This is a genomic window from Paraburkholderia atlantica (genome assembly GCF_009362785.1).
Lineage (GTDB): Bacteria > Pseudomonadota > Gammaproteobacteria > Burkholderiales > Burkholderiaceae > Paraburkholderia > Paraburkholderia atlantica.
The window spans coordinates 19,069-41,281 of record NZ_WHNQ01000009.1 but is presented as its reverse complement, the minus strand read 5'-3'; the positions used below and the strand labels follow the sequence as shown (position 1 = coordinate 41,281).

The window sequence follows — 22,213 nt, the reverse complement described above, 5'->3', positions numbered from 1 at the left end:
CGCGCCATGCCGGATCAACAGAAACCCGCCGAGGACGCTACCAGCGTGTTGCCGGTCAGCGCCGCGCAGATCGAGCACGCGGCGGCCTTGCTCGACGCGGGTGGACTGGTCGCGTTTCCGACGGAGACCGTGTACGGCCTCGGTGGCGATGCCGAGAACCCGGACGCTGTCGCGCGCATTTACGCGGCGAAGGGGCGGCCGGCCAATCATCCGGTGATCGTGCATCTCGCGCCACATGGCGATCCGAACTACTGGGTCGAGCATTTGCCGGCGGATGCGCAGCGCCTAATCGACGCATTCTGGCCCGGACCGCTGACGCTGATCCTGAAGCGCGCCGCGCGCATTCCCGCGGCGGTCAGCGGCGGGCAGGACTCGGTGGGCTTGCGCTGCCCGTCGCATCCGGTTGCGCAGGCGTTGCTCGAAGCGTTCAGCGCGTTGCGCGGTGGGCATGGCGGCGTCGCCGCGCCGTCGGCGAACCGCTTCGGACATGTGAGCCCGACCACCGCGCAGCATGTGCGCGACGAGTTCGGCAACGCGATTCATGTGCTCGATGGCGGCGCGTCGGATGTCGGTATCGAGTCGACGATTCTGGATCTGTCGCGCGGCTTTCCGGCGCTGCTGAGGCCCGGGCGCGTGACGCCGCAGGATATCGCCGACGTGCTCGGCGAGGCGCCGCGTTTGCCCGACGGGTCGGACGCGACCGCGCCGCGCGCGTCGGGCACGTTGAAAGCGCATTACGCGCCGCGCACACCGCTCGCGCTGCTGCCGTTCGGCGAACTGGAGCCGCTGCTCGCGGTGCGCGAGCCGGGCGAGCGCGTCGCGCTGGTCGCGCGTGCGTCGCGTGCAGGACAGTGGGCCGATGCCGACGGCGTGCATTTCGTCGCCGCGCCGGAAGATCCGCACGTCTATGCACGCGAACTCTACGGCTTGCTGCGCGCGCTGGATCGCGCGAACGTGACGCGGATTCTGATCGAGAAGTTGCCGGACACGATCGAATGGATTGCGGTCAACGATCGTCTCGGGCGCGCGGCGGCGGCATTCGAAGCGCAGCGCTGACGTGTTCGGCTAGCTGAGTGGCATAGCGTGGCTACCGGAAAAGGCAAAGGCCCGGCTCGTCCAACGAGCCGGGCCTTTTGCTATCCAGGCAAGCTTGACGCCGCGTTACTTGCCAAGCCCGCTAGCAGCGACCTGCTTCTCGACCTGCTGCGCGATCAGCGCGCCCATATGGGTGCTCGGATGGACGAGGTCGGCGAAAATGTAGGTCTGGTCCGCGCCGGCCACCGTGTAGGTTTCCGGCGAGCAGAACAGCGACGACGCGAGCGAGTTGCCGAACGCCGCCGCCGTCTGGCCGGATGCGAGCACGCTCGGGTTCTTCGTCGCGTACGTGGTCGCGGCCGCAGCCATCGACGTCAGGTTACACGCGGTGCCCGTATTCGACACGGTGAAGCCGAGCGCCTGATAGTTGGCCAACGTCTGGTCCAGCAACGTGTACGAGTCCAGGTAAATGACCTGCGAGGTCGACGCGAGACCTTGCTTCAGCACGTTGTTGTAGGCCTGCACGAGCCCGTCGATGAGGGCCTGGCCTTGTGCGCCCGCGGCGATGCCTTGCGGCGTTTTCGCGATATCCGGCACGTTTGACACCACCACATGCTGCGCGCCTGCGGCGACGATCTTTTGCACCGCGCCGACGAACTTGGTCGCCGCGGTCACGATCGCCGCTCCTTGGGCGTTCGTCACCGCCAGGATCGTGGCATTTGCCGTCGCCTGCGCGGTGGTTGGGTCGGCGCCGTTTGCGATCGCCGCCGCCGCCGTTGCCGCCGCTTGCGTGCTGGCAGCCGAGATCGTTTGCACCGCGATGAAGATGTCGTTCGCGCCGCCGTTGATCAGCACGAGCTGGTTCGAATTGAAGCTGTTGTTGTGCGCAGACAGATACTCGCTGACCTGTGTCGTGACCGGCACCGTAGTCGCAGCCATGTTGTTTGGCGCGAAGCCGACGCCCGGTTGCAGATCGACACGCGAGCCGCCCTGCGCATAACCGAGACCGCCCGCCGCGGTGAGCGGGTTGCCGAAGCCGCCGACATAGGCCGGGGTGAGCGTGCCGCCGTAGTACTCGGCGACTTTCTGCGTCCAGACTTCGCCCGGATTCGTCGTGAAGCGGCCGCCGCCCGTGCCGACGTTCGCCTGAACCGCCGCCTGGTAGGTGCCGACATCCGAGAGGCTGTCGCCGAACGACACGACCTGCAGCGAGACGCCCCCCGGCGGCGTGTTGCTGCTCGAATTATTGTTGTCGCCGCCACCGCCGCATGCCGCGAGCGCGGCGAACACTGCGCTCGCCACGGCGATCTGCGTGACGCGCATCCATTGCTGTTTCTTCGAAGCGGTTTGATTCATGTTGACTGCATCTCCTCGTATGTGTGGCCCTTGATGCCATGTGTTGCAGGCGGCGTCCACCGCGTTGGCGGCGTGACGACAGCTTACAGAATCTTCTACGGCCTGCGCGATGTCCTAAGAGCGGCCGTATGGTTTGGGTTCAAGCCGGGTAGTTCGGGGGTGGCTTTGCTCATGGTGCTGTCTTTACCCGAATGCGTATGCGCGTTCGATTGCGCGTGGAGCTCGCCGCTGCCCCTAGGCACTACCGCGCGCTGCGCATGATAAGCGGCAGACCAGGCGGGCGGCGCGAACAGCGCGCGCCACTTGTTGCGCCAGCCGCGCACGCTCGCGAAGTCCGCGGCCATCGACGCCCATTCGTGAAACGTCGCCTTCAGCGGGTTGTACGTGTAAAGCGGCTCGACGATGCCGTACCGTGGCGCCTCGTGCGGATCTTCATCGACGTAGCTGCCGAACAGGCGATCCCAGATCACCAGTACACCTGCGTAATTGCGATCGATATAGCGATCGTTGCGCGCATGATGCACACGATGGATCGACGGCGTATTGAACACGTACTCGAGCCAGCCGAGCTTGCCGATCACCTGCGTATGCACGAAGAACTGGAAGCCGAGATTGATCAGCACGATCGCGACGATCTGCTTCGGCGCAAAGCCGAGGAACGCGAGCGGAATCCAGAACAGCCACATCCCGGCGATCGGGTACATCAGGCTCTGGCGGAACGCGGTCGAAAAATTCATCCGCTCCGACGAATGATGCACGACGTGCGCAGCCCACAGCCAGCGCACGCGATGACTGCAGCGATGAAACACGTAGTAGAGCAGGTCCTGGGCGACGAACAGCACCACGAACGACAGCCACGTCGCCGGCCATGTATGAATGCGGTAGTGCTCGTAGAAGAACGCGTAGACAGGGATGATCGCGAGCCACGCGAGCTTGTCGGCGACCTGCTGCAGCAGCGCGAGCGCGGCGTTGCACAGGGTATCGCGCCAGCTATAGAGCCGCTCGGCCGGGCGCGTGCGGCTCACGTGCCACGCCTCCCAGCCGATGCAGGCAAGAAAGACGGGCGCCATGGCGAGCAGCAGCAATTCGGCATCGAATTGCATCGTGTCTCCCTTCCTGGTCCCTGACCGCCGCGCGGTACGCGGCGGGTGGTGTCGTTATCGTTGGTGAAGGTTGCGCGGTCCGAACGACCGGCGCCCTACGCGGCAAGCGCGTGATGTCGCGAACCGCATGTTGCCCGACAGCGTACACGGTTAGAAGCTTGCCGCGCGCGGCATCGCTAGAAGGAATACTCAGTGGCCGCCGCGCTTGCGCGGGTTTTTCCTGGGCTTCTCGCGCACTTCCCCGATAGGCGCGGAGACCTTGGTGAAGCCTTGCGACGGGCCTTCGTATACCCATTCGAGCAGAGCATCATGCGCGACGCGCGCCGCTTCCGAATGCGGATCGTTGATCAGGCTGACGACGATGTAGCTATTGCCGTCGGCCGACGCGACGTAGCCTGCGATGGCGCGTACGTCGCGCAGCGTGCCGGTCTTGATGTGCGCGTTGCCGCCCGCGCCCTGGCTGGTCAGACGGTTGCGCATCGTGCCGTCGACACCGGCGATCGGCAGCGAATCGACGAACACCTGCGCGACCGGGCTCGCGTTCGCGCGCTGCAGCAGATCGGCGAGCGCGAGCGCGGTGATGTGCTCGTCGCGCGACAGGCCCGAGCCGTTGTCGAGCGACAGGTATTCGGTGTTCAGGCTGTCGCGCGTCAGGAAAGCTTCGACCGCGCGCGCGGCTTTCGCGGGCGTGGCGGGCGCTCTTTCCTCGGCGGCGCCGATCGTCAGGAACAGGTTGCGCGCCATCGCGTTGTTGCTGAACTTGTTGATGTCGCGAACGATGTCCGACAGCATCGGCCCCTCGTGCGTCGCGACGAGCTTCGCGCCGACGGGTACCGGGCCTTCGCGGGTCGTGCCGGTGAAGGTGCCGCCAGTCTGCTGCCACAGCGCGAGGAAGCCGCGCGCGAAGAACGTCGAGTGATCGAGCACGGCGACGTTGATCGTGCGTGTGTCGCAGCGCACCGGAAGGTCGCCGATGAACGACGCAACGAGCGTGCCGTCGGGCTGCGGCGTGACGGTCGGCGTCGGCAGTTCGCCGCGGCATGGGCCGTTGGTCGCGCGCAACTGGTTTTCGACGTGCAGCTGAGCGAGCGAGGGCAACACGTCGATCGCCACCGTGCCGTCCGGCGATGGCGTCAGCGTGAACGACAGCGATTTGAACGCGTACAGCAACGGATCGGGGCCGACGTTGTACGGTGCGTTCACGTCGTCGTCGAACGCGGGCAGGTCGCGGGTCGACGGATCGAAGTAGCGCTTGTCGAGCACCAGCGCGCCGTCGATGCCGTTGATGCCCGCCTTGTGAATCTTCTGCACGAGGTCGATCAGTTCTTCGGGCACGAGCTTCGGGTCGCCGGTGCCTTGGATGTACAGATTGCCGTGCAGCACGCCGCTCGCGTCGAGCGGGCCGTCCGCGTACGCGCTGGTGCGCCAGCGGTAGCCGGGGCCGAGGATCGACAGGCCTGAATAGGTGGTGACGAGCTTCATCGTCGAGGCGGGCATCATTGGCTTGCCGGCGTTCAGCGCCAGGATCGGTGTGCGATCGCCGACCTTTTCGACAACCACGCTGATCGACGACAACGGCACGTGCGCGCGGTGCAGACCGACCATCACCGGTTGCGGCAGTACCGTCGTGACGTTGACGCTCGGATGTGTGGCCTTGATGCGTGCCTGCGCGTCCAGCGGCAGCAGCGCGCCCGCGCCGAGCGCGGCGGCGCAGAGCCAGACGGCCGCGCGCGTCGCGAGGCGGTTAGGCATGAAGACTGCGCGACGAAGCATACGGCGCGAGCGCAGCGCCATACGGCGTGCGACGGAAGACAGAAAAGCGTGCGTCATGAACGGGTGAACGGGCAAACGGACGAGCGGGATTTCAAGGTGTGCGGCGTGCATCGTGCGCGGGACAATGAAACGGCAAGCTGGGCGGTTCGACGGCGCGGTAGTGCGCCGTCGCGCTACCCGACGGCCATCGCGCGACGCAAAGCGCCCATTGTAGTGACATGCCGCGACGCTGCGGTGAAAAAAGCGCCACACGCCGCGCAGGCCGGAAGCGGGCGCTAGAATGCGGCATCATCCAATCATTTGGAACGGACAACCATGCGCATCCTGCTAGTCGAAGATGACCGGATGATCGCCGAAGGCGTGCGCAAGGCGCTGCGCGGCGAAGGCTTCGCCGTCGATTGGGTCGAGGATGGGGAAGCGGCGCTGCACGCGGCGGCCGCCCAGCCTTACGACCTCGCGTTGCTCGATCTCGGTCTGCCCAAGCGCGACGGTCTCGAGGTGCTGCGCGCACTGCGCGCGCGCGGCAATGCGCTGCCGGTGTTGATCGTCACCGCGCGCGACGCGGTCGCCGATCGTGTCAAAGGCCTCGACGCCGGCGCTGACGATTACCTTGTCAAACCTTTCGATCTCGACGAGCTCGGCGCCCGCATGAGAGCGCTGATCCGGCGCCAGTCCGGCCGCAGCGATTCGACGATTCGCCACGGCAACTTGACCCTCGATCCCGCGTCGCACCAGGTGACGCTCGATGGCGCGCCGGTCGCGCTATCCGCGCGGGAATTCGCGTTGCTCGAAGCGCTGCTCGCGCGGCCCGGCGCGGTGCTGTCCAAGAGCCAACTCGAGGAAAAGATGTACGGCTGGGGCGAGGAGATCGGCAGCAACACCGTCGAGGTGTATATCCACGCGCTGCGCAAGAAGCTCGGCGCCGATCTGATCCGCAACGTGCGCGGGCTGGGCTACATGATCGCGAAGGACGCCTGAGCCGATGCGCTCGATTCGCCGACAACTGTTGTTCTGGCTGCTCGCGCTCATGCTGCTCGGCGTCGGCATAGCGGGCTGGCTGATCTACCGGCAGGCGCTCGCCGAAGCGAACGAGCTGTTCGACTACCAGCTAGAGCAAATCGCCGCGGCGCTGCCGGCGGAACCGTTCTCGCAGGTGCTCGGCCGCGATACCGGCGACGAGGGAATCGTGCTGCAGATCTGGAACCGCAACGGCATGCTGATGTATTACTCGCGGCCGCGCGCGCCGCTCGCGCCACGCGCCGAGCTGGGTTTTTCGACCGAGCGTACCGACCGCGGCGAATGGCGCGTGTATGGCGCGATCGTCGGCGATAACGTCGTACAGCTCGCGCAGCCGCTGTCGGTGCGCAACCGGCTCGCCGCTAACGTCGCGCTGCGCACGCTGTGGCCGCTGATCGTGCTGCTGCCGCTGCTCGGACTCGCGGTGTGGGTGATTGTCGGCCGTGGCCTGCAGCCGCTGCGGCGCGTGACGAGCGCGCTCGACACGCGTCATCCCGAAGCCCTCGATCCATTGCCCGATCAGCGCTTGCCGCTCGAAGTGCGGCCGCTCGTGCGGGCGTTGAACGGGCTGCTGCAACGGCTCGCGACCGCGCTCGATATCCAGAAGGCGTTTGTCGCCGATGCCGCGCACGAATTGCGCACGCCGCTTGCCGCGGTACAGATTCAGGCGCAACTGGTCGCGCGCGCCAAGGACGACACGGCCCGCGGCGAAGCGCTCGCCGATTTGCAGGCGGGCGTCACGCGCGCGACGCGCCTCGCCGAGCAACTGCTCGCGCTCGCGCGCGCCGAGCCGGACGGCGCCGCCGTCGTCGGGACGCTCGATCTGCGCGAGCTGCTTCAGGAGTGCGTCGCGACCTACGCGCCGCTCGCGGTGAATCGCGGCGTCGACCTCGGCATCGAGGCGAGCGAGCCCGCCAGCGTGACCGGCGACGCCGAAGCGCTGCGCGTCATGTTCAATAACCTCTTGGACAACGCGACCAAGTACACGCCGCGCGGCGGCAGTGTCGACGTCAGCCTGCGCGTCGAGGACGGCCGTCCGGTGGTGCGGATCGCCGATAGCGGCCCCGGTATCGATCCGGCCGATCGCGAGCGCGTGTTCGACCGCTTCTATCGCGCGGGAGCGGGCGCGAATCGCGCGCGCACCGACGTGGCGGGCAGCGGACTCGGTCTCGCGATCGTGCGCCGGATTGCCACGCAACATCATGCGCAAGTCTCGCTCGATGAATCGCCGGCCGGTGGTTTGCAGGTCATCGTGCGCTTCTGAACATCGTGGTTTGCTGTTCGGCCAAACCGGCGCTAATGCTGTCGCGACGGGCTGTTGCGGCCGGTCCGATAAGGTTCCCGCGATCTGGCGCTGCTTAAGCCTCTTTTAAGTGATGCCGCTTACGCTCCTCGACATTCAAAGTTACTTTCTCCAGTCAGGAGCTCATGATGAACGCGAAAACCTTGTCCCGCGGCGCCGTTGCGGTAGCTGTGGCCGCTGCGCTTTCAGCCGGCTACGTGGCGGGCCATCGCGATGTGCCCGCACCGCAGATCATCTCGCCGGCGGAAGCCGCCGCGATGATGCCAGCAGAAGCTGCCGCCAAAACCGGTATCCCTGATTTCTCCGGTCTCGTCGAGACCTATGGTCCGGCCGTCGTCAACATCAGCGCGAAGCACGTCGTGAAGCAAGCTGCGATGCGCGGTAATGGCGGCAGCCGCAATGGCCATCAGTTGCCGATAGATCCGAACGATCCTTTCTATCAGTTCTACAAGCGGTTCTTCGGCGGCGTGCCCGGCATGCAGGGCGGCGATGGCGGTGATGGCGGCGACCTGCCTGACCAGCCGAGCGCGAGCCTCGGCTCGGGCTTCATCATCAGCAATGACGGCTACATTCTGACGAACGCACACGTGGTCGATGGCGCGAACGTCGTCACCGTGAAGCTCACCGACAAACGCGAGTTCAAGGCGAAGGTGGTTGGCGCCGACAAGCAGTCCGACGTCGCCGTGCTCAAGATCGACGCGAGCGATTTGCCGTCCGTGAAGATCGGCGATCCGCGCCAGAGCAAGGTTGGTCAGTGGGTCGTCGCGATCGGCTCGCCGTACGGCTTCGACAACACCGTGACCTCGGGCATCATCAGCGCGAAGTCGCGCACGCTGCCCAACGAAAACTACACGCCGTTCATCCAGACCGATGTGCCGGTGAACCCGGGCAACTCGGGCGGTCCGCTCTTTAATCTGCAAGGCGAAGTCATCGGCATCAACTCGATGATCTACTCGCAGACGGGCGGCTTCCAGGGCCTGTCGTTCGCGATCCCCATCAGCGAGGCGATCAAGGTCAAGGACGATCTCGTAAAGACCGGTCACGTGAGCCGCGGCCGCCTCGGCGTCGCGGTGCAGGCCTTGAACCAGACGCTCGCCGAGTCGTTCGGCATGCAGAAGCCGCAAGGCGCGCTGGTCAGCTCGGTGGACGCCAACGGTCCGGCGGCCAAGGCTGGCTTGCAGCCGGGCGACGTGATCCTGTCGGTGAATGGCGACGAAGTCAGCGATTCGACGGATCTGCCGTCGAAGATCGCAGGCCTGGCGCCGGGCAGCTCGGCGACGCTGAAAGTGTGGCGCGATAAGGCCAGCAAGGACGTGAAGGTGACGATTGGCTCGTTCTCGGACGCGAAGGTGGCGTCGGCGAGCAAGACCGATCAGCCGACCCAGTTGCAAGGCCGTCTCGGCGTCGCGGTGCGACCGCTGACGCCGGAAGAGAAGAGCGGCGCGTCGGTGTCGCACGGTCTGCTCGTGCAGCAGGCGGGCGGTGCGGCGGCGAGCGCCGGCATTCAGGCGGGCGACGTGATTCTCGCGGTCAACGGTCGTCCAGTCACCAACATCGATCAGTTGAAGCAGATGGTTTCGGGCGCAGGCAACAGCGTTGCGCTGCTGATCCAGCGGGACAACGCGCAGATTTTCGTGCCTGTCGACCTCGGCTGATCCAGTTATCCGGGCGATTCGAACGGATCGCCCACCCCAGTTTGAGCTGTAGTAGCGATTGCCGGTCCATTGCATTTACTGCAAGGACCGGCTTTTTTTCGCCTGTCCGAACCGTGCTGCCGCGAGCGGCGCGGACTAACAGAAGGGCGTCAGGTGGCTTGGGGGCACGATGGTCCCGCATCGTCCGTCGATGCAGCCGGGGCAATTGGCACATCGGTTGCTTCAGCCGTTCAGGGGGCTCGGCGAGGACTGAAGCAAGGAGAGAGAATCGATGAAAACCCAACGCAAGCAGCAAAGGATCGTAGCCGCCGCGCTGTGCGCGGCGCTCACGCTCGGACTGGCGGGCGGCGCGAACGCGCAGCAGGCGGGCGTGACCGGTGGATCGACGACCGACAACACCAGCGCGGGCAACACCAACGGCGGCGGTCTGCCGCAAATCCAGCAGCAGGGCGACGTATCGTACGTGTCGGGCGGTGTCGGCCTTGACGAATCGCGAGCACTGCGACAAGCGCAAACCCAGTGGCCCTTGACGCTGCGTTTCACCGGACCCAACGCCGAGTTTCTCGCCGATGTGCACGTGCGCATCGTCGATGCGCATAACAGCGAAGTGCTGAACACGACGTCGCGCGGACCGTTCATGCTGGTGCGCCTGAGCCCCGGCCGCTATACGGTGCACGCGAACTACAACGACAGCGAACAGACGCGCTCGGTCAGCGTGCCGGCGCACGGCAACGTCAAATCCGCGTTCACCTGGAACGTGAAGTAACGGTTCGATCCGTCCGCCGCTGCGCAGGAAGCGCGCGCAATCGGCCGAAGTTTGGCCGATAATGAAGCCACGGGCGTGTCCCGCGGCTTTGCCGTTCCCAGGCAACAGCCGGTAGTGCAGCGCCCACCCCCATCACGGAGCCTGGACATGAGCGATGCGTCGACATCTGCGGAACGGCCGGACGGCCATACCATCGTGATTCGCGACAACGGCCATCGCGTGCGCGTGATTCACGGCGGCGTGACGATGGCCGACACCCAGGCCGCGCTGACGCTATCGGAGACCGGCCTCGCCGACGTGTTCTATTTCCCGCGCGAGCACGTGAACATGGCCCGGCTCGAACGCTCGACGCACACGTCGCATTGCCCGTTCAAGGGCGACGCGTCGTACTTCCATCTGCGCACCGAAGATGGCGTGATCGAGAACGCGGTGTGGTGTTACGAAGCGCCGTTCGAGCAGGTTAGTCGAATCAAGGGCTATCTCGCTTTTTACGCATCGCGCGTCGACCGCATCGATCAGACGTCCTGATCCCGCAGTCGGAGCGTTCATCGGGGAGGTTGTCATGGAACTGAACGACGCGTTACGGATTCCGCTGCCGCCGTCCGAGGTCTGGGACGCGTTGCAGGACCTCGCGCTGTTGCGTGCCAGCCTCGACAACTGTGAATCGTTCGTGCGTCTCGCCCACGGCGAATACGCGCTGACGATGACCGTGCCGCTCGGCCCGTTGCGCGCGCATTACCAGGCGCGCGCGCATGTTGCCGGTCAGGATTCCGGCCCGGCGGACGCGCAGCGCCGCACCATCAACTTCAAGGCACGGGCAGAAGGCATCGGCGCGTTGCGCGGTCAGATCGAAGTGCGTTTGCGCGCGGACGAGGGGCGTGAGCGCGGCACGCGCATCGATTACACGTTGTGGGCGACGTCGTCGGGTCCGCTCGCCGAGCTGCCGACGCGCCAACTCGAGAACGCCTTGCGTCAGATCGCCGACGACTTTTTCGCCGAGTTCGACGCCGTCGTGCGCGCCAAGCACGGCAAGGGGCCGAACCGCGCGAGCGGCACGGCGCCGCGTCGCCAGTACGTGTTTTTGCGGCCGATCACACTCGGCGGCATCGCGCGGCGCACGCGCATCGAGCACGGCCAGGCGCTGCCGGGACGCGCGGCGAGCGCGTCGCATAGCTGGTCGCATGGCGTGCCGCATCAAGAGCCTGGTCAGCATGTCGTGCCGTACTGGGCGTGGGCTGGAATGATCTTTCTGGTCGCGCTGTTGTTGTATGTCGCCCGCTGGTTCAGCGAGCATTAGCGTCGCGCGCACCGCCTGTTGGACCGCGCGATAAACATCCCTGCGCGACTACGAAATCCCGGCGGCGCCCTACGAATTAGCGGTGCTCCCCCCGCCTAATCCCCGCGAAACTCCCGCCGCCATGCGCTCGGTGACGTCCGAAACGCGTCCGCGAAATGCTGCCGCAGCGATGCGGCCGAGCCGAAACCGGCGCTCGCCGCGATCGCTTCGACCGACTCGTCGGTGCTTTCCAGCAGTTGTTGCGCCCGCGCGAGCCGCTGCGCGAGCAACCAGGCACCGACGGTGCTGCCGGTCGCGAGCCGGAAGCGTCGCGTGAAGGTGCGGCGGCTCATCAACGCACGCGCGGCGAGCGTGTCGAGCGTATGCGGCGCGGCGAGGTTGCCGCTCACCCAGTCAAGCAGGCCAGACAGACGATCTCCGCGTGGGTTCGGCGGCATCGGCTGCTGCACGTATTGCGCCTGGCCACCCTGACGATGCGGCGACACGACCAGCCGGCGTGCAACGTGGTTCGCCACCCGCGCGCCGCAAATCTTGCGCAGCACATGCAGGCAGCAGTCGAGACCGGCGGCGGTGCCGGCCGAGGTCAGCACGTTGCCGTCGTCGACGTACAGCACGTCGGGGTCCAGCCGCACGCGCGGGTAGCGGCGCGCGAAGTCGTCGGCCCAGGCCCAGTGCGTCGAAGCGGGCCGTCCATCGAGGATGCCCGCCGCGGCCAGCACGAAAGCGCCGAGGCACAGGCCGACGAGCAGCGCGCCGCGCGCGTGCGCGGCCGTCAGCGCGTCGAGAAGCGCGGCGGGCGGCGTTTCGTCGGGATCGCGCCAGCTCGGCACGATGATCGTCTGCGCGTCCGCAAGCGCTTCGAGTCCGTGCGTGACCGCGATCGAGAAGCCCGCGGTCGTCGCGAGCGCGCCGGTTTCCGCGGCGCAGACGCGGAAGTCGAAGGCGGGAACGCCGCCGCCGCGACGGTCCTCGCCGAACACGACGCACGGCACCGACAGATGGAACGGGCTGATGCGGTCGAACGCGACGACGGCGACGACGTGGCGCGGCACCTGGTCGGCGATAACGTCGGAAGATGCAAAGGCGGACATGCGGGGTGCCTCGTTCATGAATATCACCAGTATGGCCCGATTCTAGCGAAGCTTGTCATTCGGGCCGCTGTCGGCGGACGGGCAGCGGAGCAACAATGCCGTCATTGTCGTCACGCCGCGGCCATTGAGCTGGGCGCGCGCCATCGACCGTTTTCTGACAAGGAGCCATGCCATGAGCACACCCGCGCCGCGCCGTGCGCTGATCGTCATCGACGTGCAGAACGAATACGTGAGCGGCGACCTGCCGATCGAATTTCCGGACGTGCGCACGTCGCTCGCCAACATCGGCCGCGCGATCGATGCGGCGCGCGCCGCCAGCGTGCCGGTCGTCGTCGTGCAGAACGTCGCGCCCGCCACCTCGCCGCTGTTCGCGCGCGGCAGCGCGGGCGCGGAACTGCACACGGTCGTGAGCTCGCGCGCTCATGATCATTTCGTCGAGAAATCGCTGCCGAGCGCATTCGCCGGCACCGATCTGGCCGACTGGCTCGCCGCACGGCAGATCGATACGCTGACGGTCACCGGCTACATGACCCACAACTGCGATGCGTCGACGATCAACCACGCGGTGCATGCCGGCCTCGCCGTCGAGTTCCTGCACGATGCAACCGGCTCGGTGCCGTATGAAAACAGTGCGGGCTTCGCGAGCGCGGAAGAGATTCATCGCGTGTTCAGCGTGGTGCTGCAGTCGCGCTTCGCGGCGGTCGCGAGCACCGACCAGTGGATCGCGGCGCTCAAGAGCGGCGCGCCGCTCGAGCGCGGCAACATCTATGCGTCGAATCAGGCGGCGCGAGCGCGCCGGGCGGTTGCCTGAACCCGGCGCGGGGGCGGGCGGTCCGGTCCACAAATAGAAACGGGCGGTTCACTGAACCGCCCGCTGCGCCAATCCTCAACCCTTGCGCGCCTTCTACGCCGCCTTTCTGCGCAATGCCGGACTGACGCGCAAGCCGTCGAATATCACTTCCACCATCCGCTGCGCGTGCGCGCCGAAGTCGGTCGCGTCGGGTAAAAACAGCATGTCGCGCAACGAGCCGCCGACGAACGCGTGCACCATCGCCGCGGCAAGCTTCGTGTCGAGGTCGGCGGGCATCTGGCCTTTCGAGATCGCGTTGCGCAGACCCCCCTCGAGCTTCGCGAGCCCCTCGCGCATGTTGGTCTGATACCGCTCCATCACTGGCCCCATCTCCTCGACCAGCTCGCACTTCAGGAACAGGATGTCGAACACGCGGCGGCGGCGGGGATCGTTGGCGGTGTCGCGCAGGCAGACCACGCAGATTTCCATGATGCGCCCGAGCGGATCGGTTTCGTTGGGATCGAGCGATGCCGCCTTCAGTTCGTCGAGCGGCAGCAGCACGCGGTCGAACATTTCAGTAAAGAGCTCGCTCTTGTGCGCGAAATGCCAATAAATGGCGCCGCGCGTAACGCCCGCGGCCTGGGCGATATCGGCCAGCGAAGTGCGCGAGACGCCCTTCTGAAAGAAGATCCGTTCGGCCGCGTCGAGAATGCGGTTGCGCGTCTCCAGCGCCTCTTCTTTGGTTCTTCTGACCATATTGGTATGACCTGCGCTGATCCTGGGGTTTATGCTGGCGTTTTTAAGTCGGCCTGATGACAATTTGACTATTTCTGAACCGAATTGCGACGCGAACTTGCAGCCCCCGACCCTTGGAAGATATAAACGCACTTTTACATGCATTCGTGAATGTATATATAATAGCACCCCACGATCGGATAGCCCAAGCCGTGACGACCGGTTAATATCCGTCACTGTTGTCTTCCAGAACGCTATCGCAACCGCCAAACGGCGGTGCTGTGCGGCATTCCCCGGTATGGCGCATTCGTAGCAGGGTGCCCTGCAGGCGCAGGTTTGCATCCGTGGGCTTCCGGTTGAGCGTCGAGAGACGCCTGTGTGCGCTGTCGTCCCCGGGGTAGGGATGCGCGCACTTTTTCATTCTCAGTCTTTGACAGAGGTCGCTCCATGCGCGTCGAACGGGTTCCATTCCGCTTAATCAGTGCCGCGACGGCTGCCATCTTGCTGGCGGCGTGCGGACCAAAACAATCTGCCCCGCCGCCCCAGACGCCCGAAGTCGGCGTCGTCACCCTCCAGCCGACGACCGTGCCCGTCGTCACCGAACTCCCCGGTCGTACCAGTGCCTTCCTCGTCGCGCAAGTGCGTGCGCGGGTCGATGGCATCGTGCTGCGCCGCGAGTTCACCGAGGGTAGCGAGGTCAAGGCAGGCCAGCGTCTGTACAAGATCGATCCGGCGCCCTTCATCGCGTCGTTGAACAACGCGAAGGCATCGCTCGCGAAGGCGCAGGCGAACCTCGTGACAACCACTGCGCAGGCCAGTCGCTACAAGGTGCTGGTCGCAGCGAACGCGGTCAGCAAGCAGGACTACGACAACGCGGTCGCCGCCGAAGGCCAGGCCGCCGCCGACGTCGCCGCCGGCAAGGCCGCGGTCGATACCGCGCAGATCAACCTCGGCTATACCGACGTGACCTCGCCCGTGACCGGCCAGATCGGCGTGTCGCAGGTCACGCCGGGCGCCTTCGTGCAACAGAGCGCGGCCACGCTGATGGCCACGGTCCAGCAGCTCGACCCGATGTACGTCGACCTCACGCAATCGAGCCTCGATGGTCTGAAGCTGCGCCGCGACATGCAGGAAGGGCGTCTGAAGACGACCGGCCCGGGCGCCGCGCAGGTCTCGCTGGTGCTGGAGGACGGCCGCATCTATTCCGAGAAGGGCAAGCTGCAGTTCACCGACGTGACCGTCGACCCGGGCACCGGCTCGGTCACGGTGCGCGCGATCTTCAAGAACCCGAACCACGTGCTGCTGCCGGGCATGTTCGTGCGCGCGAAGATCGAAGAGGGCGTGAACCAGAACGCGCTGATCGTGCCGCAAGTTGGCGTCACGCACGACCAGAAGGGTCAGCCCACCGCGCTCGTCGTCGACAACGACAACAAGGTCGAGCTGCGTCAGCTCGTCACCACTGGCACCTTCGGCTCGTACTGGGTGGTGTCGAACGGGCTGAAGCCGGGTGACCGCGTGATCGTCCAGGGCACCGAAAAGGCGCGTCCCGGCCAGCAGGTCAAGCCCGTGCCGGCGCAACTCCCCGGCACCCCGGCTTCCAACGCGGCCGCTGGCGGCGCCCAGACAGGTCAACCCGCGGCTCAGCCTGCCTCCGCCGCTTCGGGCGCGTAATAACAGGGAGCCCGCCTCATGGCAAAGTTCTTTATTGATCGCCCGATTTTTGCATGGGTGATCGCCATCATCCTGATGCTCGCGGGTCTCGCGTCGGTGTTCACATTGCCGATCGCGCAATACCCGACCATCGCGCCGCCGGCCATCCAGATCAGCGCAACCTATCCGGGTGCTTCGGCGGAGACGGTGCAAAACACCGTCACGCAGGTGATCGAGCAGCAGATGAGCGGTCTGGACCACCTGCTGTACCTCGCGTCGACCTCGGACGACTCGGGCACGGCCACCATCACGCTGACGTTCGCTGCCGGCACCAACCCTGACATCGCGCAGGTGCAGGTGCAGAACAAGCTGCAGCTCGCCACGCCGCTGCTGCCGCAGGCGGTGCAGCAGCTCGGCACCCGGGTCACGAAGTCGAGCAGCAGCTTCCTGCTGGTGATGGCGTTCGTGTCGACCGACGGCAGCATGAACAAGTACGACCTCGCGAACTACGTCGCGTCGAACATCCAGGATCCGATCAGCCGTATCGACGGTGTGGGTACGGTGACGCTGTTCGGCTCGCAGTACGCGATGCGGGTCTGGCTCGATGCCAACAAGCTGAATAACTTCAGCTTGACGCCGCTCGATGTCCAAGCCGCGCTGCAGGCGCAGAACGTGCAGGTCGCGGGTGGCGCGCTCGGCGGCACGCCGTCGGTGCCGGGTCAGGTGCTGCAGGCCACGATTACGCAGGCCACGCTGCTCAATACGCCCGAGCAGTTCGGCAACATTCTGCTGAAGGTGAATCAGGACGGCTCGCAGGTGCGTCTGCGCGACGTGTCGCACATCGAGCTCGGCGGCGAAAACTACAACTTCGACACCAAGTACAACGGTCAGCCGACGGCAGGCTTCGGTATCCAGCTCGCCACGGGCGCGAACGCGCTCGCCACCGCGAAGGCGGTGCGCACGAAGATCGCGGAACTGTCGAAGTACTTCCCGCACGGCCTGGTGGTGCAGTACCCGTACGACACGACGCCGTTCGTGCGCCTGTCGATCGAGGAAGTGGTCAAGACGCTGCTCGAAGGTATCGTGCTGGTGTTCCTCGTCATGTACCTGTTCCTGCAGAACCTGCGCGCCACGCTGATCCCCACGATCGCGGTGCCGGTGGTGCTGCTCGGTACGTTCGCGATCATGAGCGTGGTCGGCTTCTCGATCAACGTGCTGTCGATGTTCGGTCTCGTGCTCGCAATCGGTCTGTTGGTGGACGACGCGATCGTGGTGGTGGAAAACGTCGAGCGGGTGATGCAGGAGGAGGGCTTATCGCCTCGCGAGGCAACCCGCAAGGCGATGGACCAGATCACCGGCGCGCTCGTCGGCGTGGCGCTCGTGCTGTCGGCGGTGTTCGTGCCGGTGGCGTTCTCGGGCGGTTCGGTCGGGGCGATATACCGGCAGTTCTCGCTGACGATCGTCGCGGCGATGGTGCTGTCCGTGCTCGTCGCGTTGGTTCTGACGCCGGCGCTGTGCGCGACGATTCTGAAGCCGATTCCGAAGGGTCACCACGAAAAAGCCACCGGCTTCTTCGGCTGGTTCAACCGTACCTTCAACACGAGCCGCGACAAGTATCACTCGGGCGTGCACCACGTGATCAAGCGCTCGGGCCGCTGGCTCATCATCTATATGGTGGTGATCTTCGCGGTGGGGCTGCTGTTCGTGCGTCTGCCGAAGTCGTTCCTGCCTGACGAAGACCAGGGCACGATGTTCGTGCTGGTGCAAACGCCGTCGGGTTCCACGCAGGAAACCACCGCGCGCGCGCTGAAGGACGTGTCGGACTACCTGCTGAACGACGAGAAGGCGATCGTCGAATCGACCTTCACGGTGAACGGCTTCAGCTTCGCGGGTCGTGGCCAGAACGCGGGTCTGGTGTTCGTGCGGATGAAGGACTACGCGCAGCGTCAGCATGCGGACCAGAAGGTGCAGGCACTGGTGCGGCGGCTGTTCATGCACTTCAGCGGCTACAAGAACGCGGTCGTGTATCCGGTCAATCCCCCGTCGATTCCTGAACTCGGCACCGCGGCGGGCTTCGACTTTCAGTTGCAGGACCGCGGGGGTATCGGTCACGCGAAGCTGATGGAAGCGCGCAACATGCTGCTCGGTCTCGCGGCGAAAGATCCGACGCTCGCGCAGGTGCGTCCGAACGGCCTGAACGATACACCGCAGTTCAAGGTGAGCATCGACCACGAGAAGGCTTCGGCGCTCGGCGTGTCGCTCTCCTCGATCGACCAGACGTTCTCGATCGCCTGGGCCTCGGCGTACGTGCAAAACTTCCTCGACACCGACGGCCGGATCAAGAAGGTGTACCTGCAGGGCGACGCGCCGTTCCGGATGAAACCGGAAGACGTGAATGCCTGGTTCGTGCGCAACGGCGCGGGCGCGATGGTGCCGTTCTCGGCCTTCACGAACACCGCGTGGACCTTCGGTTCGCCGAAGCTCGAGCGCTACAACGGTATCCCGTCGGTGGAAATCCAGGGTGCGGCCGCGCCGGGCAAGTCGACCGGTCAGGCGATGGTGGCGATGGAGCAGATCGTCACCAAGCTGCCGGCGGGTGTCGGCTACGAGTGGACGGGTCTGTCGCTGCAGGAGCGTCAGTCGGGCTCGCAGGCGCCGATCCTGTACGGCATCTCGATTCTCGTCGTGTTCCTGTGTCTCGCGGCGCTGTATGAAAGCTGGTCGATCCCGTTCTCGGTGATCATGGTGGTGCCGCTCGGCGTGATCGGCGCACTGCTGGCCGCGACGCTGCGCGGGCTCGAGAACGACGTGTTCTTCCAGGTGGGTCTGCTGACCACCGTGGGGCTGTCGGCGAAGAACGCGATTCTGATCGTCGAATTCGCGCGAGAACTGCAGCAGAGTGAAGGCATGGGCCCGATCGAGGCTGCGCTCGAAGCGGCGCGTCTGCGGTTGCGTCCAATTCTGATGACCTCGCTCGCGTTCATTCTCGGCGTGCTGCCGCTCGCGATCAGTAACGGCGCGGGCTCGGCCAGCCAGCATGCGATCGGTACCGGTGTGATCGGCGGCATGTTGACGGCGACCTTCCTCGCGATCTTCATGATCCCGATGTTCTTCGTCGTGATTCGCGCGAAGTTCGGCGGTGAGAAGGAAGACCCGGATGAGGCGCTGCGCCACTACGAACAGCACCATCCGCACGATCCGCAAGGCGGCGCGACGGGTGGCACGACCGACGGGTCGAATGGCAATGGCTCGGGCAAGGATGGGCATTGAGATGCAAAAACACTCTTTGATTGCAGTGGCGGTCGCGCTGCTCGCCACGGGTTGCACGCTGGCGCCGCACTACCAGCGGCCCGCCGCGCCCGTAACGGCGACCTTCCCGACCGGCGGCGTGTACGACCAGCAGCCGGGCGCGCAGGGCGAGCGCAGCGCGAACGGCCAGGCCGCCGCCGACATCGGCTGGCGCAATTTCTTCGTCGATCCGCGTCTGCAGCAGCTGATCGAGATCGCGCTGAAGAACAACCGCGATCTGCGGGTGTCGGTGCTGAACATGCAGGCGTCGGCGGCGCAGTACCGCATCGTGCGCGCGGGTCTGTTCCCGACGCTCGACGCCGCGGCCTCGCAAAGCAGGTCGCGCACGCCGAAGGACCTGACGTTCACCGGCGTGACGATCTCCAACACGTATTCGGTGGGCTTGAACGCGTCGTGGGAAATCGACTTCTTCGGGCGCGTGCAGAGTCTGAAGGACCAGGCGTTGGCCACGTATCTCGGCACCGCGCAGGCGCGCAAGGCCGCCGAAATCGCGCTGGTGGCGCAGGTGGCCAACCAGTACATGACGGTGCTCGAACTGGACGATCTGCTGAAGGTCACGCAGAACACGCTGAAGACGGCACAGGAGTCGTTTCGGATCACCAAGCTGCAGTTCGACAACGGCACCGGTTCGGAACTCGATCTGCGCCAGGCGCAAACGGTCGTCGAGACCGCGAGCGCGGACCTGCAGACGCAGACGCGGTTGCGGGCCCAGGCTGACAACGCGCTGGTGCTGCTGATCGGCGAACCGTTGCCGGCTGACCTGCCGACGGGCCTGCCGCTGAACGACCAGAGCCTGCTCACGGATATTCCGGCGGGCCTGCCGTCCGATCTGCTGACGCGCCGTCCCGACATCATGGAGGCCGAAGAGAATCTGCTCGCGGCCAACGCGAACATCGGCGCGGCGCGCGCCGCGTTCTTCCCGAGGGTCACGCTGACCGGCAGCGCCGGCACGCTGAGCCCGACGCTCGGCGGGCTGTTCAAGCCGGGTTCGGCGGCATGGAGCTTCGCGCCGTCGATCACGCTGCCGATCTTCGAGGGCGGTCAGAACATGGCCAACCTCGATCTCGCCAACATCGAGAAGAACGTGCAGATCGCCACGTATGAAAAGGCGATCCAGACGGCCTTCCGTGAAGTGGCGGACGGACTGGCCGCGCGCGGCACGTACGACGAGCAGATCGCGGCACTCGAGCGGGACGTCGCGGCCGAGCAGCGCCGGCTGGATCTGTCGACGCTCCGTTATACGAACGGTGTCGACAGCTACCTGGCGGTGCTGACCGCGCAGACCTCGTTGTACGTGGCGCAGCAGGCGCTGGTCACCGCGCGCATGGGACGTCTGCAGAACCTGGTCACGCTGTACCAGGCGCTCGGCGGCGGCTGGATCGAGCACAACGGCGACCAGCCGCGTCCCGCCGACGCGCCGGTCGACTACGGTGCGGCAAGCGCACCGGTCGCGACTTCCGCGCCGACGGCAGGGTAAGCGCTTCAGCTCGATGAACCGCTGATGTAAAGCAAAAACGCCACGGCATGCCGTGGCGTTTTTGTTGATGCGCGGCGTTCGGTGCCGCTCACCGCGTCAGCGCTGCATCAAAGGCTCAATGCAGATCCGCCGCCCGCAGCATCTCGCCGCCCTGCGGCTCGCTGGCCGCGCTCTTGTCGAGATCGTGCCCGGCGCGGCGAAGCTCGCTCTTCGCCTTCTTCTCGCTCTTCACGCCGTTGAAGATCAGGTTCAGCACGACCGCCGACACCGACGCGAGCAGAATCCCGCTATGCAGCAGCGGCGACAACGCCGGCGGCAGTTGCGAGAAGAAGTGCGGCGACACGACCGGCACGAGGCCGAGCCCGATGCTCACCGCGACGATGAACAGGTTGTGCTGATTCCTGACGAAGTCGACTCGCGACAGCACCTTGATGCCGTTCGCCGCGACCATGCCGAACATCACGATGCCCGCGCCGCCGAGCACGAACGCCGGCACTGACGCGACCACCTGCGCCATCTTCGGAAACAGGCCGAGCATCACGAGGATCACGCCGCCCATCGCGCAGACGAAGCGGCTCTTCACGCCGGTCACGCCGATCAGCCCGACGTTCTGCGAGAACGACGTATGCGGGAACGAGTTGAAGATGCCGCCGATCAGCGTGCCGAGACCATCGACGCGCAAGCCGCGCACCAGCGTCTTCTGATCGACCGGACGATCGACCATGTCGCCGACCGCGAGGAACATGCCGGTCGATTCGATGAACGTGACGAACATCACGGTGACCATCGTCGCGATCGACAGCGGATCGAAGTGCGGCAAACCGAAGTGGAACGGCATCACGAAACCGACCCACGGCGCGTGCATGACGCCGTCCAGGTTGACGCGGCCGAGCAGCAGCGCGATCGCGAAGCCCGCGACGATGCCGAGCAGCACCGAGATATTGGCGACGAAACCCCTGGCAAACTTGTTGATCAGCAGGATCAGCGTCAGCACGAGCAGCGACAGGCCGAGGTAGACCGGATTGCCGTATTCGGGATTGCCGACACCGCCGGCCGCCCAGTTGATGCCGACTTCCATCAGCGACAAGCCGATCACCGAAATCACGACGCCGATCACGACCGGCGGGAAGAAGCGCAGCAGCTTGCCGACCGCGGGCGCAAGCAGAATGCCGATCACGCCGGCCGCGATCGTCGAGCCGAAGATGTCGAGGAGGCCGAGCGAAGGATTGGTGCCGATCGCGAGCATCGGGCCGACGGCCGCGAACGTGCAGCCCATGATGACGGGCAGACGGATGCCGAAGATCCACAGTCCGAGCGTCTGGATCAGCGTGGCGATGCCGCAGGAAAACAGGTCGGCGCTGATCAGGAAGGCGACCTGGTCTTTCGGCAGCTTCAGCGCCGCGCCGATGATCAGCGGCACCGCGACCGCGCCAGCGTACATGACCAGCACGTGCTGGATGCCGAGAGTGAGCAACTGGCCGGCCGGTAGGCGCTCGTCGCACGGGTGAACCGTGTTCGCTTGCATGTCGTCTGTCTCCACCATCTCGTTTTGGGATGACTCCAAGGTAGCGGGGACGAAAAGTCGCAACAAGACCATACGTGGCTATTCCGGCATTCCCGGCGACGATATGCAAAGGCCTATTTTGAAAGGCAATTTAAAGCCACGGGTGGGACGGATCGGCAGCGCAGCGGCGCAGAGCCCCATGCGGCGGCGATTGCGGGCGGTGCGTCGCGTGCGCGGCGCGGCTTCGTCGCCGGCGGGGATATGTGTGAGAATCAATGACGTGTATCACGCTGCACGCATAGTCCTGTTTTGACGATGCTCGCCCCACGAGGGGGTTAACCCGCGAATGGGC

At 65.6% G+C, this 22,213-nt stretch carries 17 protein-coding genes; 11 read left to right on the top strand and 6 right to left on the bottom strand.

Features of this window, described 5'->3' with window-relative positions; translation table 11 throughout:
• The first annotated feature begins 6 nt into the window (after positions 1–6).
• Positions 7–1,056 (top strand): L-threonylcarbamoyladenylate synthase, encoded by a 1,050-nt coding sequence (locus GCT19_RS15175; RefSeq protein WP_018437763.1) that lies wholly within the window; start codon positions 7–9, stop codon positions 1,054–1,056.
• A gap of 105 nt (positions 1,057–1,161) precedes the next feature.
• Here the strand turns inward: GCT19_RS15175 and GCT19_RS15170 are convergent, their stop codons facing one another.
• From GCT19_RS15170 to dacB, 3 genes are all read right to left on the bottom strand, one after another.
• Complete coding sequence (locus GCT19_RS15170; protein WP_152852425.1) at positions 1,162–2,391, bottom strand: SGNH/GDSL hydrolase family protein; 1,230 nt, start codon at positions 2,389–2,391, stop codon at positions 1,162–1,164.
• Positions 2,392–2,486: 95 nt separating this feature from the next.
• The gene (locus GCT19_RS15165; RefSeq protein ID WP_152852424.1) at positions 2,487–3,494 is read right to left on the bottom strand and encodes a sterol desaturase family protein; all 1,008 of its coding nucleotides are present in this window, start codon (positions 3,492–3,494) and stop codon (positions 2,487–2,489) included.
• A gap of 189 nt (positions 3,495–3,683) precedes the next feature.
• Entirely contained in the window at positions 3,684–5,288 is a 1,605-nt protein-coding gene (dacB, locus tag GCT19_RS15160) for a D-alanyl-D-alanine carboxypeptidase/D-alanyl-D-alanine endopeptidase (RefSeq protein WP_456299581.1), read from the bottom strand.
• A gap of 294 nt (positions 5,289–5,582) precedes the next feature.
• Here dacB and GCT19_RS15155 point away from each other — a divergent pair, with 294 nt between their 5' ends.
• From GCT19_RS15155 to GCT19_RS15130, 6 genes are all read left to right on the top strand, one after another.
• Positions 5,583–6,245: a response regulator gene (locus GCT19_RS15155; protein ID WP_013090417.1), complete on the top strand. Its 663-nt coding sequence runs from the start codon at positions 5,583–5,585 to the stop codon at positions 6,243–6,245.
• A gap of 4 nt (positions 6,246–6,249) precedes the next feature.
• On the top strand, positions 6,250–7,548 hold the full coding sequence (locus tag GCT19_RS15150) for an ATP-binding protein (protein WP_018437767.1): 1,299 nt from the start codon (positions 6,250–6,252) through the stop codon (positions 7,546–7,548).
• Between the two features lie 167 nt (positions 7,549–7,715).
• The gene (locus GCT19_RS15145; protein ID WP_152852422.1) at positions 7,716–9,242 is read left to right on the top strand and encodes a DegQ family serine endoprotease; all 1,527 of its coding nucleotides are present in this window, start codon (positions 7,716–7,718) and stop codon (positions 9,240–9,242) included.
• 271 nt (positions 9,243–9,513) lie between these two features.
• Complete coding sequence (locus GCT19_RS15140; RefSeq protein WP_018437769.1) at positions 9,514–10,008, top strand: hypothetical protein; 495 nt, start codon at positions 9,514–9,516, stop codon at positions 10,006–10,008.
• A gap of 147 nt (positions 10,009–10,155) precedes the next feature.
• Positions 10,156–10,536 carry a DUF427 domain-containing protein gene (locus tag GCT19_RS15135; RefSeq protein WP_013090413.1) on the top strand — a complete coding sequence of 127 codons (381 nt, stop codon included), beginning with the start codon at positions 10,156–10,158 and terminating at the stop codon, positions 10,534–10,536.
• Positions 10,537–10,570: 34 nt separating this feature from the next.
• On the top strand, positions 10,571–11,305 hold the full coding sequence (locus GCT19_RS15130; RefSeq protein ID WP_152852421.1) for a CoxG family protein: 735 nt from the start codon (positions 10,571–10,573) through the stop codon (positions 11,303–11,305).
• Positions 11,306–11,400: 95 nt separating this feature from the next.
• Here GCT19_RS15130 and GCT19_RS15125 read toward each other — a convergent pair whose 3' ends face one another.
• Entirely contained in the window at positions 11,401–12,396 is a 996-nt protein-coding gene (locus tag GCT19_RS15125) for a helix-turn-helix domain-containing protein (protein WP_152852505.1), read from the bottom strand.
• Between the two features lie 172 nt (positions 12,397–12,568).
• Between GCT19_RS15125 and GCT19_RS15120 the strand changes: the two genes are divergently transcribed.
• On the top strand, positions 12,569–13,207 hold the full coding sequence (locus GCT19_RS15120) for a cysteine hydrolase family protein (protein WP_018437773.1): 639 nt from the start codon (positions 12,569–12,571) through the stop codon (positions 13,205–13,207).
• A 93-nt stretch (positions 13,208–13,300) separates the two neighbouring features.
• Here the strand turns inward: GCT19_RS15120 and GCT19_RS15115 are convergent, their stop codons facing one another.
• Positions 13,301–13,942, bottom strand: a complete 642-nt coding sequence (locus GCT19_RS15115; RefSeq protein ID WP_018437774.1) for a TetR family transcriptional regulator — start codon at positions 13,940–13,942, stop codon at positions 13,301–13,303.
• Between the two features lie 426 nt (positions 13,943–14,368).
• On the opposite strand from GCT19_RS15115, the gene GCT19_RS15110 reads away from it, so the two are divergent.
• From GCT19_RS15110 to GCT19_RS15100, 3 genes are read left to right on the top strand one after another with little or no spacing between them, the layout of a single operon-like run.
• Positions 14,369–15,592, top strand: coding sequence for an efflux RND transporter periplasmic adaptor subunit (locus GCT19_RS15110; RefSeq protein ID WP_013090408.1), 1,224 nt, complete (start codon positions 14,369–14,371; stop codon positions 15,590–15,592).
• Between the two features lie 18 nt (positions 15,593–15,610).
• Positions 15,611–18,841, top strand: a complete 3,231-nt coding sequence (locus GCT19_RS15105; RefSeq protein WP_152852420.1) for an efflux RND transporter permease subunit — start codon at positions 15,611–15,613, stop codon at positions 18,839–18,841.
• Position 18,842: 1 nt separating this feature from the next.
• Positions 18,843–20,357: an efflux transporter outer membrane subunit gene (locus GCT19_RS15100; protein ID WP_152852419.1), complete on the top strand. Its 1,515-nt coding sequence runs from the start codon at positions 18,843–18,845 to the stop codon at positions 20,355–20,357.
• Between the two features lie 115 nt (positions 20,358–20,472).
• Here the strand turns inward: GCT19_RS15100 and GCT19_RS15095 are convergent, their stop codons facing one another.
• Positions 20,473–21,882: a nucleobase:cation symporter-2 family protein gene (locus GCT19_RS15095; protein WP_152852418.1), complete on the bottom strand. Its 1,410-nt coding sequence runs from the start codon at positions 21,880–21,882 to the stop codon at positions 20,473–20,475.
• Positions 21,883–22,213 lie beyond the last annotated feature (331 nt).

Excerpts from the sequence above, each read along its gene's own strand:
- GCT19_RS15105 (WP_152852420.1), top strand. The coding sequence starts at position 15,611 with ATGGCAAAGTTCTTTATTGATCGCCCGATTTTTGCATGGGTGATCGCC.
- GCT19_RS15100 (WP_152852419.1), top strand. The coding sequence starts at position 18,843 with ATGCAAAAACACTCTTTGATTGCAGTGGCGGTCGCGCTGCTCGCCACG.
- GCT19_RS15095 (WP_152852418.1), bottom strand. The coding sequence starts at position 21,882 with ATGCAAGCGAACACGGTTCACCCGTGCGACGAGCGCCTACCGGCCGGC.
- GCT19_RS15175 (WP_018437763.1), top strand. The coding sequence starts at position 7 with ATGCCGGATCAACAGAAACCCGCCGAGGACGCTACCAGCGTGTTGCCG.
- GCT19_RS15110 (WP_013090408.1), top strand. The coding sequence starts at position 14,369 with ATGCGCGTCGAACGGGTTCCATTCCGCTTAATCAGTGCCGCGACGGCT.
- GCT19_RS15130 (WP_152852421.1), top strand. The coding sequence starts at position 10,571 with ATGGAACTGAACGACGCGTTACGGATTCCGCTGCCGCCGTCCGAGGTC.
- dacB (WP_456299581.1), bottom strand. The coding sequence starts at position 5,288 with ATGGCGCTGCGCTCGCGCCGTATGCTTCGTCGCGCAGTCTTCATGCCT.
- GCT19_RS15150 (WP_018437767.1), top strand. The coding sequence starts at position 6,250 with ATGCGCTCGATTCGCCGACAACTGTTGTTCTGGCTGCTCGCGCTCATG.
- GCT19_RS15120 (WP_018437773.1), top strand. The coding sequence starts at position 12,569 with ATGAGCACACCCGCGCCGCGCCGTGCGCTGATCGTCATCGACGTGCAG.
- GCT19_RS15115 (WP_018437774.1), bottom strand. The coding sequence starts at position 13,942 with ATGGTCAGAAGAACCAAAGAAGAGGCGCTGGAGACGCGCAACCGCATT.
- GCT19_RS15135 (WP_013090413.1), top strand. The coding sequence starts at position 10,156 with ATGAGCGATGCGTCGACATCTGCGGAACGGCCGGACGGCCATACCATC.
- GCT19_RS15125 (WP_152852505.1), bottom strand. The coding sequence starts at position 12,396 with ATGTCCGCCTTTGCATCTTCCGACGTTATCGCCGACCAGGTGCCGCGC.
- GCT19_RS15170 (WP_152852425.1), bottom strand. The coding sequence starts at position 2,391 with ATGAATCAAACCGCTTCGAAGAAACAGCAATGGATGCGCGTCACGCAG.
- GCT19_RS15145 (WP_152852422.1), top strand. The coding sequence starts at position 7,716 with ATGAACGCGAAAACCTTGTCCCGCGGCGCCGTTGCGGTAGCTGTGGCC.
- GCT19_RS15165 (WP_152852424.1), bottom strand. The coding sequence starts at position 3,494 with ATGCAATTCGATGCCGAATTGCTGCTGCTCGCCATGGCGCCCGTCTTT.
- GCT19_RS15140 (WP_018437769.1), top strand. The coding sequence starts at position 9,514 with ATGAAAACCCAACGCAAGCAGCAAAGGATCGTAGCCGCCGCGCTGTGC.
- GCT19_RS15155 (WP_013090417.1), top strand. The coding sequence starts at position 5,583 with ATGCGCATCCTGCTAGTCGAAGATGACCGGATGATCGCCGAAGGCGTG.